Below are 14,743 nucleotides of genomic sequence, written 5' to 3'. Positions count from 1 at the left end.
GCCTCGGGCCTTCCATGTTCCGGAGTGCCCGCCGAGGAATCCGGCGCTCCGGCCCCCACCTGGCGGGGTGGGCGGCCGGGCGCTCCCCTGAGGGGTCCTGCGGGGCCGGGGCACGAAAGCCCCACCCTTCTGTCCTCAGTGACTGATAGACAACGCCATCTGGCGGCGGGGGACCCCGAGGATTGGACACCTCCCGCGGCTCCATGGACATGGCAGAGACAGGGAGACGGCAGGTGAAGGAAGATGAAGGCATGAAGGACGCGGCCACCGGGGAACCGGAACCTCACGAAGGCGAGCGGCTCAAGGGGCCGCCCCTCGGCGAAGTGCTCGAGTTCATGCGGCTGTTGTGGGCCGTGGACCACGGGCTCCAGTCCACCTCGAAGCGGATGGAGTCGACGCTGGGCCTGACGGGTCCGCAGCGGCTGGTCATCCGGCTGGTGGGCCGCTTCCCCGGCATCACCGCGGGGACGCTCGCGCAGATCCTCCACGTCCACCCCAGCACGCTGACGGGTGTCCTCAAGCGGCTGGAGAAGCGCGCCCTGCTGGAGCGCAAGTCGGATCCGCTCGACGGGCGCAAGGCGCTGTTCGCGCTGACCGAGGCGGGGCGCTCGCTCGACATCCCCTCCGAGGGCACCGTCGAGTCCGCCGTGCAGCGCGTGCTCGGGCGGCTGTCGCGCTCGCGCATCCTCGCCACCCAGGACGTGCTCACCGCGCTCGCGCAGGAGCTGGGTGGGCTGCAGCCGTCCGAGGTGGAGATGGGCGCGGACGAGGCGCGCAAGGAAGAGGTCCGCAAGTAGTCCGTCGCCGAGCAGCGTCACGGCCCGCCCCCCTCGCGGGCCGAGACCCTCGGCGCCGCCCCTCCGGAGTGAATGGCCCCCGCGTGGCTCGAGCGCGGCGAGGCGCCTCCGTCCCTTCCCGTTCGTGCGTGGGCCGCTCCCCCGCCTGCCCGCCAGACGAGGTGCTCGCCATCCCGTGCCCCAGGGCGCATCCGAGTCCCGAGCCCTGGCCCGCTTCCGAGTCATGACGGGCACTTGGCGCGCCCCGTCGGGACGAAGGGCACGGCCCTCGCGCGTTGCCTCCCGGACCCTCCGTCGGCCGCGTCCTTCGTGCGTCGGACACCCTCGCCGCGTCCCGAGCGAAATCGACGTGTCCAAGCTCCTCGCGGCGCGTCGGACGTTGCTAGAGAATCGGGAAATAGGCACCCCTGTCGGGGGTTGCCTCGCGAACGAGCGGACAGGACAGCGTGAATCTCGACACCCCGCAGAGCCCAGGCCCCGAGCTGCCGCCCCCGCCACCTCCCCCTCCGTCCGCCCCCGCGTCGAGGGGCCGGCGCTCGCGAGGCGAAGGGGTCCGGGCGCTCCTGGCCTCCGTGCGCCAGCGCCAGCGGCGCTACCTGTGGCTGCAGGGCACCGCGCTGGGGTTCCTGGCCGCGTGCGTCTTGTGGGTGGGCGGAGGCCTGCTGGGCCTGTGGGCGCCGCGCCTGGGCGGCAGCCTGCTGGGCCTGGCGCTGCCGGTGGGCGTGGCGCTGGCGTGTGTCTTCGGGCTGTGGCTCGCGCGCCGCCGCGTGGGGGATGACACGCTCACCGCGCGGCTCGTCGGTGAGCGCCGCCCGGAGCTGTCCCTGGACGTGCTCGCCGCCGTGGAGCTGATGCGCGAGGACGGCGCGCACGCCAACGGCTCGCCCGAGCTGGCCCAGGCCTTCCTCCAGCAGATGGACACGCGCGTGCGCACCGTGGACGCGCGCTCCGTCGTCGACTCGCGCCCCGCGCAGCGCACCGCCCTGGCCGCCTGCGGCGTGCTGCTGCTGCTCGCGCTGGTGATGGGCCTGTTCGGCGAGAAGTGGGCCGCGGGCGTCAAGCGCGTGCTCGACACGGCGAAGACGCCCGAGGCCAAGGCCCAGGTGGAGCCGATTACCGGCGACATCGAGCTGACGTACCGCTACCCCGCGTACACCGGCCTGTCCCAGCGCACCGTCCTCGGCACCGACGGCGCGGTGAGCGCCCCGGCCGGCACGGAGATTCAAATCAAGACGCGCTCGGACCGCCCCGTGGAGCGCGCGGAGCTGGTCATCAACGGCGAGGCCCTGCCGCTCCAGGTGACGGGCAACCGGGATTTGACGGGCACCTTCGTCGCGAAGCAGGGCGGCCACTACCGCTTCGCCTTCTACGGCACGCGCGAGAAGCCCATCGCCGTGGGCCCCGACATCCCCCTCACCGTGGAGGCGGACAAGGCGCCGCAGGTGTCGCTCCTGACGCCCGCCGCGGAGCTGGAGGTGGACCCCGGCCAGAAGGTGACGCTCAAGTACGAGGCCACCGACGACTACGGCCTGTCCGGCCTGTCGCTCGTCTTCCGCACGCCCGGCGCGCAGCAGGACACGCGCGTGCCGCTCCGGCGCGAGGACGGCCGGCGAAGCCGCGACACGTACACCTGGGACCTGGGCTCGCTCAAGGTCGACGCGGGCGACCGGATTACGTACTTCGTGGAGGCGCAGGACAACGACGCGGTGGAGGGCCCCAAGAAGGGCGTGAGCCGCACGCACGTGCTGCGCATCTACTCCGCCGCCGAGCACCACCGCGCCGCGCTGGAGAAGGCCGAGCAGCTCTGGGGCCGCATGGTGGACCACCTGGCGGACCGCCTGGAGGGGCCTGACCGCGCGAAGCAGAAGGACGCGCAGGCCATCGCCGCCGCGGGCGCGGTGGACACCAGCGGCCAGCAGCTCATCACCGACATGCGCACCCTGGCGCAGACGCTGTCGCGCGAGCGCGATGTCCCCACCGAGCTGGTCTCCGCGCTGGCCAACATCTCCGAGTCGCTGGGCAGCCACATCAACGGCACCGCGGACTTCCGCCGCCTGTTCCTGCGCACCCAGCGCTCGCGCGGCGAGGACTGGGGCACCGGCAACCGCCTCACCGCCGTGGTGACGGAGGAGATTACCGAGCTGGAGAAGGACATCCTCTACCTGGAGGCGCTGCTGGACCGGCAGAAGCTGGAGGCGCTGCAGGAGATGGCCAGGCAGCTGGCCGGCGAGCGCCGCGAGCTGTCGCGCCTCATCGAGGACTTCAAGGCCAACCCGGACGAGGCCGCGCGCCAGGCGGTGATGGAGCAGATTCAACAGCTCAAGGCGCGCATCCAGGAGCTGATGCAGCGCATGGCGGAGATGCGCAAGGGCATCCGCGACGAGCACCTCAACGCCGAGGCCCTGTCGGAGATGATGAAGGAGCAGGACCTGCAGTCCGCCCTGGACGACGTCGAGAAGCTGATGCGCGAGGGCAAGACGGACGAGGCGCTCGCGAAGCTGCAGGAGCTGGGCATGCAGATGGACGAGATGCTCAAGGGCCTGGACGACGCCAACGAGGAGTTCGGCGGCGAGCAGTACCCGGAGCTGGCCGAGAAGTTCGGCAAGTTCATGGAGGAGCTCAAGGGCACCGTCGACGAGCAGCAGCGCGTGGCGGAGCAGACGCGCCAGCTGCGCGACCAGGCCCGGGCGCAGAACAAGGAGAAGCTCTCCCAGCGCGGCGAGGCCATCAAGGACGAGCTCTTGCGCAAGGTGCAGCAGGCCCAGCAGAGCTACGACAAGCTCAACCCGGAGCACCTCAACAGCCGCGCCGCGCGCCCGCTGGAGGAGGCCCAGTCGGAGCTGTCCAACGTGGAGAACGCGCTGAAGGTGAACGACTTCGACCTGGCCGCCGAGGCCGCCGCCCGCGCCGAGGACGCCGCCCGCCAGCTGGCCGGCATGGGCGAGCAGCAGAAGCAGCTCGACGAGATGTTCGGCAACCCGCCCGAGGTGCGCCAGCAGTCCTCGGAGCTGGCGCAGCGGCTGGACCGCGACGCGCGCAACGTGCAGGACGTCAACCGCCAGCTCCAGAACCTCTTCCCTCCTCCCGGCTCGCAGCTGTCCCAGCAGGAGAAGCAGCAGCTGCAGCAGCTCGCCCAGCAGCAGCAGCAGTTGGAGCAGCGCGCGCAGGGGCTGCGCCAGCAGATGGAGGAGATGGAGCAGACCGCGCCCCTGTTCGGCGAGGAGGCCGCGCAGCAGATGGAGGGCGTGGGCCAGCGCATGGGTGAGGCCGCCCAGCGCATGCAGGGCAAGGACCCGGGCCGGGGCTACGGCGAGCAGCAGGCGGCGCTCGAGGGCCTGAAGCAGTTCCAGCAGCAGATGCAGCAGGGCCAGAAGGGCAGGAAGGGCGGGCTGCCGCTGCCGGGCGGCATGAGCGGGCGCAAGCAGGGCCAGTCCGGACGAGACCCCAAGGACCAGGTGGAGCTGCCCGACGAGGACGCCTTCCAGGCGCCCAAGGAGTTCCGCAAGGACCTGCTGGACGCGATGAAGCAGGGCGCGCCGGAGAAGTACCGCGAGCAGGTGAAGCGCTACTACGAGGAGCTGGTGAAGTGAGGGACGCCCGGATGAATCACTGGGGAGCGCTGGTGCTGGCGCTGGGCCTGTGCGCGGCCATGCCCGCCTTCGCGCAGGAGTCCTCGCTCAAGGACGAGGTGAAGACGCGCCTGGGCCAGGTGGAGTCGGCGCTGGATGACTGGGACGTGCCGGGCGCCCGGCGCGAGCTGTCCGAGGTGGAGGCGCTGATTCCCGCCGACGTGGAGCCCCTGAAGTACTACCAGGGCCGCGTGGCCTTCGAGGAGGGCCGCTACGACGACGCGGTGGGCCTGCTGCAGGGCGCCAACATCGAGGACAAGCCGGGCAGCTACCTGCGGCTGGCCAAGGACACGCGCGACATCGTCAAGAACCACCAGCGCGCGGAGAGCGAGCACTTCATCTTCCTCTACCCCAAGGGGAAGGAGGCGGTGCTGGTGCCGTACGCGCTGGAGACGCTGGAGGCCATCCACCGCGCCATGGCGGAGGACCTGGGCTGGACGCCTCCGGGCGGCAAGATTCGCGTGGAGGTGGTGAACAACGCGCGCGAGCTGGCCAAGGTCAGCACGCTCACCGAGAAGCAGATCCGCACCACGGGCACCATCGCCATCTGCAAGTTCAACAAGCTGATGGTGACCAGCCCCAAGGCGGTGGCGCAGGGCTACGACTGGCAGGACACGCTGGCGCACGAGTACATCCACCTCGTCGTCAGCCAGATGAGCCGCAACACGGTGCCCATCTGGTTGCACGAGGGCCTGGCCAAGTTCCTGGAGTCGCGCTGGCGCGGCAAGGCGGGCCTGGCGATGACGCCCTCCACGCAGGCGCTGCTCGGCAAGCGCGTGAAGGCGGACAAGCTCATCCCGTTCGAGAAGATGCACCCGTCCATCGCGCTCTTGCCCACCGCGGAGGACGCGGCCACCGCGTTCGCCGAGGTGTTCTACGCCATCGACTACGTGCACCAGTCCAAGGGCGCCGCGGGCCTGCGCGCCGTGGTGCAGGGGCTCAAGGCCGGCCAGTCCGACAAGAAGGCGGTGGAGACGGCCATGGGCATGCCGTTCGGCCTGTTCGAGAAGGCCTGGCTCTCCCACATCAAGAAGCAGCCCTTCCCCATGGAGCTGGTGCCGCGCGACGACCGCGTGGTGCTGAAGGAGGACGCCAAGGGCAAGGTGAAGGAGGACGGCGAGAAGAAGGGCCGTGAAATCTCCTTCGGTGACTTCAACGAGGTGCAGGAGGTCCCCGCGCGCAAGTTCGCGCACCTGGGGGAGCTGTTGCGCGAGCGCAACCGGGTGAAGGCCGCCGCCGAGGAGTACGCCAAGGCGCACAAGCTGGTGGGCGACAAGTACGAGTCCGTCTCCAACAAGTACGCGCTGACGCTCCTGGAGCTCAAGCGCCTGGACGAGGCGGAGAGCGTGCTGCGCGGCAGCCTGCGCGTGCACCCCGGCGCGCCCGCCACCAACGTGCACCTGGGCCGCATCCTCCTGCACCGCAAGGACTACCCGAAGTCGAAGACGGCGTACCTGGAGGCGCTCGCGTCGGACCCGTTCGACCCGGAGATCCACGTGGCGCTCACGCGCATCCACGGCGCGCTCGGCGAGGCGGAGCTGGCGGGCCGCGCGAAGACGGCGACGGCGGTGCTCACGGGATTGAAGCCCGAAGAGGTGGACGAGCTGGCGCGCAGGTTCCTCCAGGAGGAGGCGGAGCTGTCCGGCACCAGCGTGCCCGCCTCCGGCGGCGACAAGCCCAAGGCGCCCGCCGCTCCCGCCGCGAGCACACCCGACGCCGGCCGCTGAAGGCGCTCTGCGTTCGAGCGCGCCCGACGCCGGCTGCTGAAGGTGCTCTTGCCCTCGAAGCGTTTCCGACGCCAACCGCTGAAGGCGGCCCGCCCTCGACGCAGGCCGTTGTCGAAGGAGCCTGTCGCCCGCGAACGCGGGCCACCCCGCACGCCCCTCGCGCCCGTCGGGCCGGGGAGCGAGCGGGCCTGTGCGCGCGCAGCCGACCTGTCAGGGGGTGCCTAGCTTCACGCCGGGGAAGTGAGGCACCCGACACCTCTGGTCCGACACCCGTACAGTCCCAGCGTTGACTGCCCCACGTCCTCATCGGCGTTCGTGCGCTGTCGCACGGACCCGCGCCGCGCCGCGCACCGCGGACCACGCGTTGGCCCAAGGTGCGTGCCCGCGGCCCGACAGTGCTGGATTCCCGACGTGAAAGGAGCAGTCCACATGAAGCGCACCCTTCCTGGCCTTGCCCTCGCGGTCTCCCTGTTCACCGGTGGCGCGGCGCTCGCGCAGAGCGGCGCGTCGGCGACGCCCGCCATGAAGCCCTCGACGACGCAGAAGGGCATGGCCGAGTACCGCGGCTTCATGGCCCCCACCGATGAGAAGGCCCTGCTGGAGCGGCTGCACTACGCCAACCAGCAGGAGATCCAGGCGGGCCAGCTCGCGCAGAAGAACTCCCAGAACGCCGAGGTGCGCTCCTTTGGCGAGATGATGGTCAAGGACCACACCGCCATGGACGAGAAGCTCATGGCCTATGCGAAGAGCAAGGGCCTGAAGCTCTCGGACATGCCCAAGGCCATGAACGACGTGGAGAAGAAGATGATGGCCCAGGACAAGGCCACGATGGAGGAGCTGACCGTGCTCCAGGGCGCGCCCTTCGACTCGTGTTACATGGCGGCCCAGGTGGGCGACCATGACGCCGTGCTCGGCAAGGTGCTCGCCGCGCGGCAGGGCATGCCCTCGGCCAGCCCCGAGCTGACGGCGATGTTCACCGAGCTCATCCAGAAGGTCCCCGCCCACCGCGAGCAGGCCTGGCAGATTCTGGGCAAGCTGGATGACGGCATGGCCGTGGGCGGCTCCGGCGCCTCGCCCGCTCCGGCTGGCAACAAGGACCACGCGGGCCACGGCGACATGGGGACGAAGAAGAACTAGTCCCGCACGCCGCTCCGAGGGCTATTCCAGGACGTCACTGGGTGCGGTAGGACACCACGTCATGTCCATCCGAACCCTCGCAGTGACGACCCTGGTGGCGCTCGGAGCGGTGCTCACCGGCTGCTCCAGCAACGCCGACACCATCTGTGACCTCCGCAAGGAGTGCTTCCCGGGCAGCGACGACACGGGCAAGTGCGCGGACCGCATCAACGACTGGGTCGACGACCGCGACTCCGACGAGCGGCGCGAGCGCGTGGCCGAGTGTGCCGACTGCATCTCGGACCGGAGCTGTTCGGAGTACCTGGAGCACTGCATCGACGAGTGCTTCGTCGTCCCCTGAAGCACCCCTGACATGGAAGGGCCCCTCGCGCGATGTTCCGCGCGAAGGGCCCCTGGGACGGCTTCAGGCGTGAGCTAGTTGCGCGTCCACTGGTCCAGCCAGCCGAGCACCTCGTCGTGCCACTGCAGGCTGTTGGCGGGGCGCAGCACCCAGTGGTTCTCCTCCGGGAAGTAGAGCAGCTTGGAGGGGATGCCGCGGCGCTGGAGCGCGGTGAAGGTGCCCAGGCCCTGCGTCTCCACCACGCGGAAGTCCTGGCCGCCGTGAATCACCATCATCGGCGTCTTCCACTTGCCCACGTGCTCGATAGGGCTGTGCTTGCGGTAGCCCTCCGGGTTCTCCCAGGGCGTGCCCTTGTGCTCCCACTCCGGGAACCACAGCTCCTCGGTGTCGAAGTAGCCCATGCGCTCATCCAGGATGCCGTCGTGGTTGACCAGGCACTTGAAGCCGTCCGCCCAGTTGCCGGCAATCCAGTTGATCATGTACCCGCCGTAGCTGGCGCCCAGCGCGCACTTCTTCTCCTTGGAGATGAACGGGTAGCGCTGCAGCGCGGCGGCCAGGCCCTTCTGCAAATCCTCGAGCGGCTTGCCACCCCAGTCGTCGCGGATGGCGTCGGTGAAGGCCTGCCCGTAGCCGGTGGAGCCGTGGAAGTCGACCATGACGGCCACGTAGCCGCGGCCCGCGTACACCTGCGGGTTCCATCGGTAGTGGAAGTGATTGCCGAACGAGCCCTGCGGTCCGCCGTGGATGAGGAAGGCCAGCGGGTACTGGCGCTTCGGGTCGAAGTCGACCGGCTTCACCACGTAGGCGCGCACCGTCTCGTTGTTCCAGCCCGGGAACTCGAACTGCTCGAAGCCGCCGAAGCGCACGCGCGCGAGCGTGTCCTGGTTCACCTGGGTGAGCTGCTTGGTACCCGTACCGTCCTGGTTGATGACGAACAGGTCCGCGGGCGAGTCCAGGTCATCGTGCACGTAGACCAGGCGGTTGCCGGCGGCCGGCTGCGGCGAGTCGTCCGTGCCGTCCTTCGTAATCTGCCGCACCTTGCCCGAGGCCACGTCGAGCGCGAACAGGGGCTGCTGGCCGATGTGGCCCGCGGTGGCGAACAGCGTCTTGCTGTCGGGGCTCCAGGCGAGGCCGCCGGCGGAGCGGTCCCAATCCTCGGCGAGCACGCGCTCCTGGCCGCCGGGCCACGCGCGCACGATGACGCGGTAGCGGTCCGCCTCGTAGCCGGGGCGGGACATGGCCAGGTACGCGAGCGACTTGCCGTCCGGGCTGAAGACGGGGCTGGTGTCGGTGGCGCGGTTCTTCTCGGTGAGCTTGCGGGGCCTGGCCTTCCCGTCGATGGGGGAGACGAAGAGGTCCAAATCCGTGGACCAGGACTCGGTGCGGCCCACGTCGCGCGCGGTGAAGACGACGCTCTTGCCGTCGGGCGTGAAGGTGTACTCCTCCGGTCCGCCGAAGGGCTTGGTGGGGCCGTCCGCGTCCATGCCCTTCATCAGGTCCACGGGCGTGCCGCCGGCCACGGGGACGACGAAGATGTGCGAGCGGCGGCCGTCCTTCCACGTGTCCCAGTGACGCGCGAAGAGCTTGTCGTAGGTGCGGCCGGTGGCCTTGCGCTTGGAGCGCTCCGCCTCGCGCTGGGTGTTGCAGTCGAGACCAGCGCAGTCGGGGAACACCTCCATGGACACGGCCAGCCGCGCGCCGTCCGGGGACAGGCGGAAGGTGCCGACGTCCAGGGGGAGCTTCGTCACCTGGGTGGGCTCGCCGCCGTCGATGGGCAGGCGCCACACCTGGGAGGAGCCGCCGCGCGAGGACAGGAAGAAGAGGCTCTTGCCGTCCGGGGCCCAGGTGGGGTCCGAGTCCGCGTCCGGGTGCGAGGTGAGCTGGCGCGGGGCGCTCCCGTCGACGCCGACGAGCCACAAGTCCGTGCGGCCGCGGTTGGCCTCCAGATCCGTGGAGCGCAGGACGTAGGCGACCTGGGTCCCGTCGGGAGAGACGCGCGGGTTGCTCAGCCGGCGCATCGAAATCATGTCGTGGTGGTTGAACGGCTGGGTCTTGGCCGGCGCCGGGGTGGCGGCGAGGGCCAGGGCCGCGACAAGCGACAGCGGCAAGGTGTCCTCCTGGGGTGGGCCCGCGCGCGTCCATCCAGGCGAGCGCTCGGGCGGGGTTTTCGGGGGTGGACCGTGCCCGCTCCTCCGGGCGCTGTCCACCTTGGGGCGTCGGAACATGCGAGGGGCGCCCGTATGCCCGGCGCGTCATGGAAAGTGGGGTCGGGACTTCCCGGGAGCGGAAGCCATGACGTGACGCGCCAGTCCGGTTAGTGAGAGGGGCATGAGCCCACCCGTCAGCGTGCGTGTCTGGTCCGACTTCGTGTGTCCCTGGTGCTACGTCGGTCTCCAGGAGGTCAAGAAGCTCCAGCAGGAGTTCGACATCCAGGTGGACTGGCAGCCCTTCTTCCTGCGCCCGGAGACGCCGCCGGAGGGGCTGCCCCTGCCCGCGCACATCCGCGAGAAGATGAAGGACCCGAACAACCCCCTCAAGGTCCGCGCGGCGCAGGCGGGGCTGAAGATGGTGGACCGGGACGTGATTCCGTCCACGCGGCGGGCGCACCAGGCCACGGAGTACGCGAGGACGCAGGGCAAGCTGGAGCCGTACCACGCGGCCATCCTGCGCCGGTACTGGAGCGAGGGTCAGGACCTCTGGCAGTGGGAGACGCTGCGGGGCGCGGCCGAGGAGGTGGGGCTGGACGCGGACGCGCTCCAGCGCGCGGTGGAGGGCGGCGAGTTCGCGAAGGTGGTGGAGGACGCGGTGCGCGCGGCGCAGGAGATGGGCGTCAGCGCGGTGCCCACGTTCGTGCTGGGTGAGCGCTTCGGCATCCAGGGCGCGCAGGACTACGCCGTGTTCAAGCAGGCGATGGAGCGGCTGGGCGCGAAGCCTCGCGCGACGACGTGAGGTGGGCGCGGGGCGACTCGCGCTCGCTACATGCCCTGGAGCAGCACGAGCATGCGCGGGAGCGAGTCGGGTCCCGCGCCACCGGAGAGCCCCTGCGCGAGGTCGTGCAGCTCGGGTGATTGTTCCAGGTGCTTCGCGCTGAGCTGGAAGCACTCCACGGCCGCGGCGTCGAGGCGCGCACGGGCATCGCTCGGTGTGGGGTCTTCACACAGCGCCACGACCTCGGGATGTCCGAACAGCGCCCAGCGCAGCATCGCGGCGCGCAGGGTCAGCTTGAAGACGGAGTCCATCACCGAGGGGCTGTCGGTGAATGGGTTGCGCAGCCAGTGGTTCACCGCGTGGTGACGGAAGTACTGCTCGATGCGCTCGCCGAGCACGGGCTCCAGTCGGGCGCGTCGCTCGGAGTACTGGGCCCAGACGTCGTCCGGCGCGGCGCTCGGACCACCGTAGGACGCCTGGATGGCGCGGGCCCACGCCTGGAACCGCGCGCCCCGGACGCCGTCGATGCGCGCGCGCAGCACCGCGCCGCAGATGCCGGCCCACGGGCCGCCGGGCAGTCGCACCGAGGACACCATCGCGTGCAGCGCGTCCAGCGTCGACGGTGCCTCGAAGTCAGAGAGCGTCGAGAGGAGCAGTGCTTCGTCTCGAAACGCCTCCGTCCCCCGGAAGTAGAAGGCCCCGAGCCGCCGGGCCAGCTCCCCCAGCATGAACAGCCGCGAGGCATACGGGTACTCGCGTCGCTCCAGGATGCGCAGCGCCACCTCGCGCACCCGCGCCGCATGCCACGTCCACGCGTCGCCCGCGTCCTCTCCGCCCAGCGCTCGCGCCAGCTCGGGCCGCGCCGCGAGCGACGCGTCCACCGGCACCGGCTCCAGCGCATCCTCCGCGAGCAGGCACAGCCGCACCACCTCCGGACAACCGAACGAGCCCGTCACCTCCAGCCGCCCTGCCCTGCGCGTGGCCACACGCGGGAACACCGCGCACGCATCCGGCAACACCGCCTCGCCGTACGCGCGATGCAACGAGCACAGCTTCCGGGCATCGAGGAACGAGCACAGCCCGTCCTCGCGCTTCGCGATGTACGCGGCCTCCGCGCCCACGCCACTGCCCGGGTCGGGCAGCACGAGCGCCGCGACCCGCGCCGCGTCCGGTCCTCCCGCCACCGCGTCGCGCAGCACCTTCCACCGCGCGTCGCTCACCGGCACCACGAGCCCCGCGCAGCACGTGTCCTCACACGTGTCCGCCAGACACTGGAAGCGCGTCAGATACCGGGGAGCCGTGGCGGACATGGACCTTTCGAGCTCAGGCGTCGTCCGAGCCGCCCCGCAGCCCCACCACCGCCGCGTCACCCGACACGGGCGGCACGGTCACGGAGAAGGCCTCGCGGTCCAGCGTCGCGAACAGCCGCACCACACACGCATCACAGATGGCGGCGCTCCCCATGCCCGCCTGCAGCCGCCCCACCTGATGCGCCAGGGCGCCGCAGAACGAGCAGCGCCGCCGGGCCGGCGTGGGCTGATTCGAGACGTACGGTCCTTTCATCTCCCCATTCCTCACAGGCTACTTCCGGCCCAGCGCCTTCTTCACGAAGCCCCAGAATCCGCCAGCGCGCTCCTTCAGGTCCGCGCCACGACGCTCCTCGGCGGCCTTCACCGACTCCTTGCTCACCTGCAGCTGCTTCTGCAGCTCCTCCGGCGAGTAGCGCGTGGCCAGCGTGGCCTTCACTTCCTTGCGCGTGGAGTACTCGCGCGCCTCGACGTGCAGCACGCACTCCGAATCGAGCTTGATGGTGACGGCCACGCGCACCGAGCCCTTCGGCCCCCGAGGCAGGCCCTCGATGCGCACGGTGCCCAGGTACTCGTTGGCGGAGATGTGATTGTCCTCGCCCTGGAAGATGGACAGCTCGAGGACCTCCTCGTTGTCCTTCGACGTGCTCAGCGCGAACGAGCGCTGCGCGGGCAGCGGGCTGTTGCGCTCGATGACGCGCTTGAAGGCGCCACCGGGCATCGCGATGCCCACCGTCATGGGCAGCACGTCGATGAGCACCACGCTGCTCACCTTGTCCACCGAGCCCGAGTACAGCGCCGCGCCCAGCGCCACGGCCTCGTCCGCGTTGACGCTCGCCTGGGGCCCCTTGCCGAACAGGCCCTTGAGCTTGTCGCGCACCAGCGGCATGCGGCTCATGCCGCCCACGAGGATGATGTCGTCCACCTCGGCCGCCTTCAGCTTCGCGTCCAGGAGCACGTCGCGCACCACGTCCACGGTGCGGCTGAGCAGCGGGTCGCAGATCTTCTCCAGCTCCTGCCGCGTCATCACCACGCGCAAATCCCGAGGCCGCCCCGAGTCGTCCATCATCAACATCGGGATGTGGACCTCGAAGCTGGCGCGCTCGGAGAGGGCCATCTTCGCGCGCTCGGCGGCGTCGCTCACGCGGGACAGCGCGATGCCGTCGCCGTTGAACGCCAGGCTCTCCTTCTCCTGGAAGCGCTTGAGCAGGAAGTCGACGATGAGGTTGTCGAAGTCGATACCGCCCAGGAAGATGTCGCCGCCGGTGCCGAGCACCTCGAAGACGTTCTTCTCAATCTTGAGGATGGTGGCGTCGAAGGTACCGCCGCCCAGGTCGTAGACGAGGACGCGCTTGTTGAGCTCGCGGTTGAGGCCGTAGGCGAGCGCCGCGGAGGTGGGCTCGTTGAGGATGCGCTCCACCTTGAGGCCCGCGAGGATGCCGGACTTGCGCACGGCCTCACGCTGCGGCTCGGAGTAGTACGCGGGCACCGTCACCACCGCGCGCTCCACCTTCTGGTTGAGGTGGGCCTCCGCCATCTCCTTGCACTCGCGGAGGATGATGGCCTGCACCTCCTCAAGCGAGAGCACGCTGTCCATCAGCCGCACGGCGGCGCGGCCCGCCGCGTCCGGGACGATGTCGTAGTGGAAGCGCTCGCGGACCTGGTTCACCACGGCGCTGTCGTAGGGCCGGCCCACCAGTCGCTTCGCGCCGTAGATGGTGTGCTGGGGGCGCAGCACCAACTGGTTCTTCGCGCGGTGGCTGACGAGCAGCTTGTTCTGCGCGTTGAGCGAGATGACCGACGGAATCGTGTTGTAGCCCTCGCGCGAGCGCAGCACGACCGGGCGGCCGTTGGACAGGAGCGCCACGCACGAGTTGGTGGTGCCCAGGTCGATGCCGATGACGGGGCCCGTGCCGGCGATCTGCGGAGGCGGCGGGAGGAAGACCGTCCTGGGCAGACCCCGCTCGTCGAGCGCGGGCGCGACGGGCGCGGCCTTGGGGGCGGCCGGCGTCAGCACCGTGGGAGTCCCCACCGGCTCGGGAGCCCTGGGGGCCTCGCGGCGCACGTTGGGCAGTGACGGAGCCGCGGGCGCGGGAGGCGGCTGGAACGCGGCCGGAGGCGGGGGCGGCGGAGGCCGGGCCTGGGCCACGGGCGCGCGGGGAGCAGCCACGCCCGGAGGCGCGCTGCCGCCCATGCCCGACAGGTCCAGGTCGAACTCGACGCCGCCCGCCGGGCGAGCCGAGGAGGGAGGCGGCGGCGGTGAGGTGCGCGTCGGAGGCGGCGCGGCGGGAGGCAGCTCCTCCACCGCGTCACTGAAGTCCAGGTCGAACTCCAGGCTGCCACCACTGCGAGGCTTCGCGGCGGCGGCGGGAGGAGGCGGCGGCGCGACGGGGCGCGGGGGCGGCGCGGCCGGGGCCTCCTCCATCGCGTCGCTCAGGTCCATGTCGAACTCGAGCGCACCTCCGGCGGGCTTCGCGGCGGCGGGAGGCGGAGCGCTGGGACGAGGAGGCGGAGGCGAAGAGACCGGGGCCTCTTCCACCGCATCGCTCAGGTCCAGGTCGAAGTCGAACGCGCCACCCGCGGGCTTCGCGGCGGCGGGCGGAGGCGGAGGCGGCGCGCTGGGACGAGGAGGAGGCGGCGCGACGGGGGCCTCCTCCATCGCGTCGCTCAGGTCCAGGTCGAACTCGAACGCACCTCCCGCGGGCTTCGCGGCGGAGGGCGGAGGCGGCGCACTGGGGCGCGGAGGCGGCGGCGCGGGCGTCTCCTCCACCACGTCACTGAAGTCGAACTCGAACGCGCCACCCGCGGGCTTCGCGGCGGAGGGCGGAGGCGGCGCACTGGGGCGCGGAGGCGGCGGCGCGGGCGTCTCCTCCACCAC

At 70.9% G+C, this 14,743-nt stretch carries 10 protein-coding genes; 6 read left to right on the top strand and 4 right to left on the bottom strand.

Annotated features, from left to right (window positions below; all coding sequences use genetic code 11):
* Positions 1–251: 251 nt before the first annotated feature.
* The 5 genes from K8640_RS10555 to K8640_RS10535 all read left to right on the top strand — a co-directional run bounded on the left by K8640_RS10555 (position 252) and on the right by K8640_RS10535 (position 7,630).
* Positions 252–797, top strand: coding sequence for a MarR family winged helix-turn-helix transcriptional regulator (locus K8640_RS10555; RefSeq protein WP_223747243.1), 546 nt, complete (start codon positions 252–254; stop codon positions 795–797).
* A gap of 446 nt (positions 798–1,243) precedes the next feature.
* Entirely contained in the window at positions 1,244–4,387 is a 3,144-nt protein-coding gene (locus K8640_RS10550) for a DUF4175 family protein (protein WP_223746932.1), read from the top strand.
* Positions 4,388–4,398: 11 nt separating this feature from the next.
* Positions 4,399–6,153: a peptidase MA family metallohydrolase gene (locus K8640_RS10545; protein WP_223746931.1), complete on the top strand. Its 1,755-nt coding sequence runs from the start codon at positions 4,399–4,401 to the stop codon at positions 6,151–6,153.
* A gap of 429 nt (positions 6,154–6,582) precedes the next feature.
* Entirely contained in the window at positions 6,583–7,290 is a 708-nt protein-coding gene (locus K8640_RS10540) for a DUF4142 domain-containing protein (RefSeq protein WP_223746930.1), read from the top strand.
* Between the two features lie 61 nt (positions 7,291–7,351).
* Entirely contained in the window at positions 7,352–7,630 is a 279-nt protein-coding gene (locus K8640_RS10535) for a hypothetical protein (protein WP_141332695.1), read from the top strand.
* Positions 7,631–7,704: 74 nt separating this feature from the next.
* Here K8640_RS10535 and K8640_RS10530 read toward each other — a convergent pair whose 3' ends face one another.
* Complete coding sequence (locus tag K8640_RS10530; RefSeq protein ID WP_223746929.1) at positions 7,705–9,738, bottom strand: S9 family peptidase; 2,034 nt, start codon at positions 9,736–9,738, stop codon at positions 7,705–7,707.
* Positions 9,739–9,958: 220 nt separating this feature from the next.
* On the opposite strand from K8640_RS10530, the gene K8640_RS10525 reads away from it, so the two are divergent.
* Positions 9,959–10,579, top strand: coding sequence for a DsbA family protein (locus K8640_RS10525; RefSeq protein WP_223746928.1), 621 nt, complete (start codon positions 9,959–9,961; stop codon positions 10,577–10,579).
* 26 nt (positions 10,580–10,605) lie between these two features.
* Here K8640_RS10525 and fliB read toward each other — a convergent pair whose 3' ends face one another.
* The 3 genes from fliB to K8640_RS10510 form a co-directional block, all read right to left on the bottom strand.
* Positions 10,606–11,868 carry a flagellin lysine-N-methylase gene (fliB, locus tag K8640_RS10520; RefSeq protein WP_223746927.1) on the bottom strand — a complete coding sequence of 421 codons (1,263 nt, stop codon included), beginning with the start codon at positions 11,866–11,868 and terminating at the stop codon, positions 10,606–10,608.
* Positions 11,869–11,881: 13 nt separating this feature from the next.
* The gene (locus K8640_RS10515; RefSeq protein ID WP_223746926.1) at positions 11,882–12,121 is read right to left on the bottom strand and encodes a ClpX C4-type zinc finger protein; all 240 of its coding nucleotides are present in this window, start codon (positions 12,119–12,121) and stop codon (positions 11,882–11,884) included.
* Positions 12,122–12,139: 18 nt separating this feature from the next.
* The coding region (locus tag K8640_RS10510; RefSeq protein ID WP_223746925.1) for an Hsp70 family protein at positions 12,140–14,743 on the bottom strand (2,604 nt) is incomplete at its 5' end.

It is taken from the genome of Myxococcus sp. XM-1-1-1, assembly GCF_020037095.1.
Taxonomy (GTDB): domain Bacteria; phylum Myxococcota; class Myxococcia; order Myxococcales; family Myxococcaceae; genus Myxococcus; species Myxococcus fulvus.
The sequence above is the reverse complement of the archived record's forward strand: the minus strand, read 5'-3'. Positions and strand labels throughout refer to the sequence as shown.

Coding starts and splice junctions, on each gene's coding strand:
- K8640_RS10540 (WP_223746930.1), top strand. CDS start 6,583: ATGAAGCGCACCCTTCCTGGCCTTGCCCTCGCGGTCTCCCTGTTCACC.
- K8640_RS10525 (WP_223746928.1), top strand. CDS start 9,959: ATGAGCCCACCCGTCAGCGTGCGTGTCTGGTCCGACTTCGTGTGTCCC.
- K8640_RS10535 (WP_141332695.1), top strand. CDS start 7,352: ATGTCCATCCGAACCCTCGCAGTGACGACCCTGGTGGCGCTCGGAGCG.
- K8640_RS10515 (WP_223746926.1), bottom strand. CDS start 12,121: ATGAAAGGACCGTACGTCTCGAATCAGCCCACGCCGGCCCGGCGGCGC.
- K8640_RS10555 (WP_223747243.1), top strand. CDS start 252: ATGAAGGACGCGGCCACCGGGGAACCGGAACCTCACGAAGGCGAGCGG.
- fliB (WP_223746927.1), bottom strand. CDS start 11,868: ATGTCCGCCACGGCTCCCCGGTATCTGACGCGCTTCCAGTGTCTGGCG.
- K8640_RS10545 (WP_223746931.1), top strand. CDS start 4,399: ATGAATCACTGGGGAGCGCTGGTGCTGGCGCTGGGCCTGTGCGCGGCC.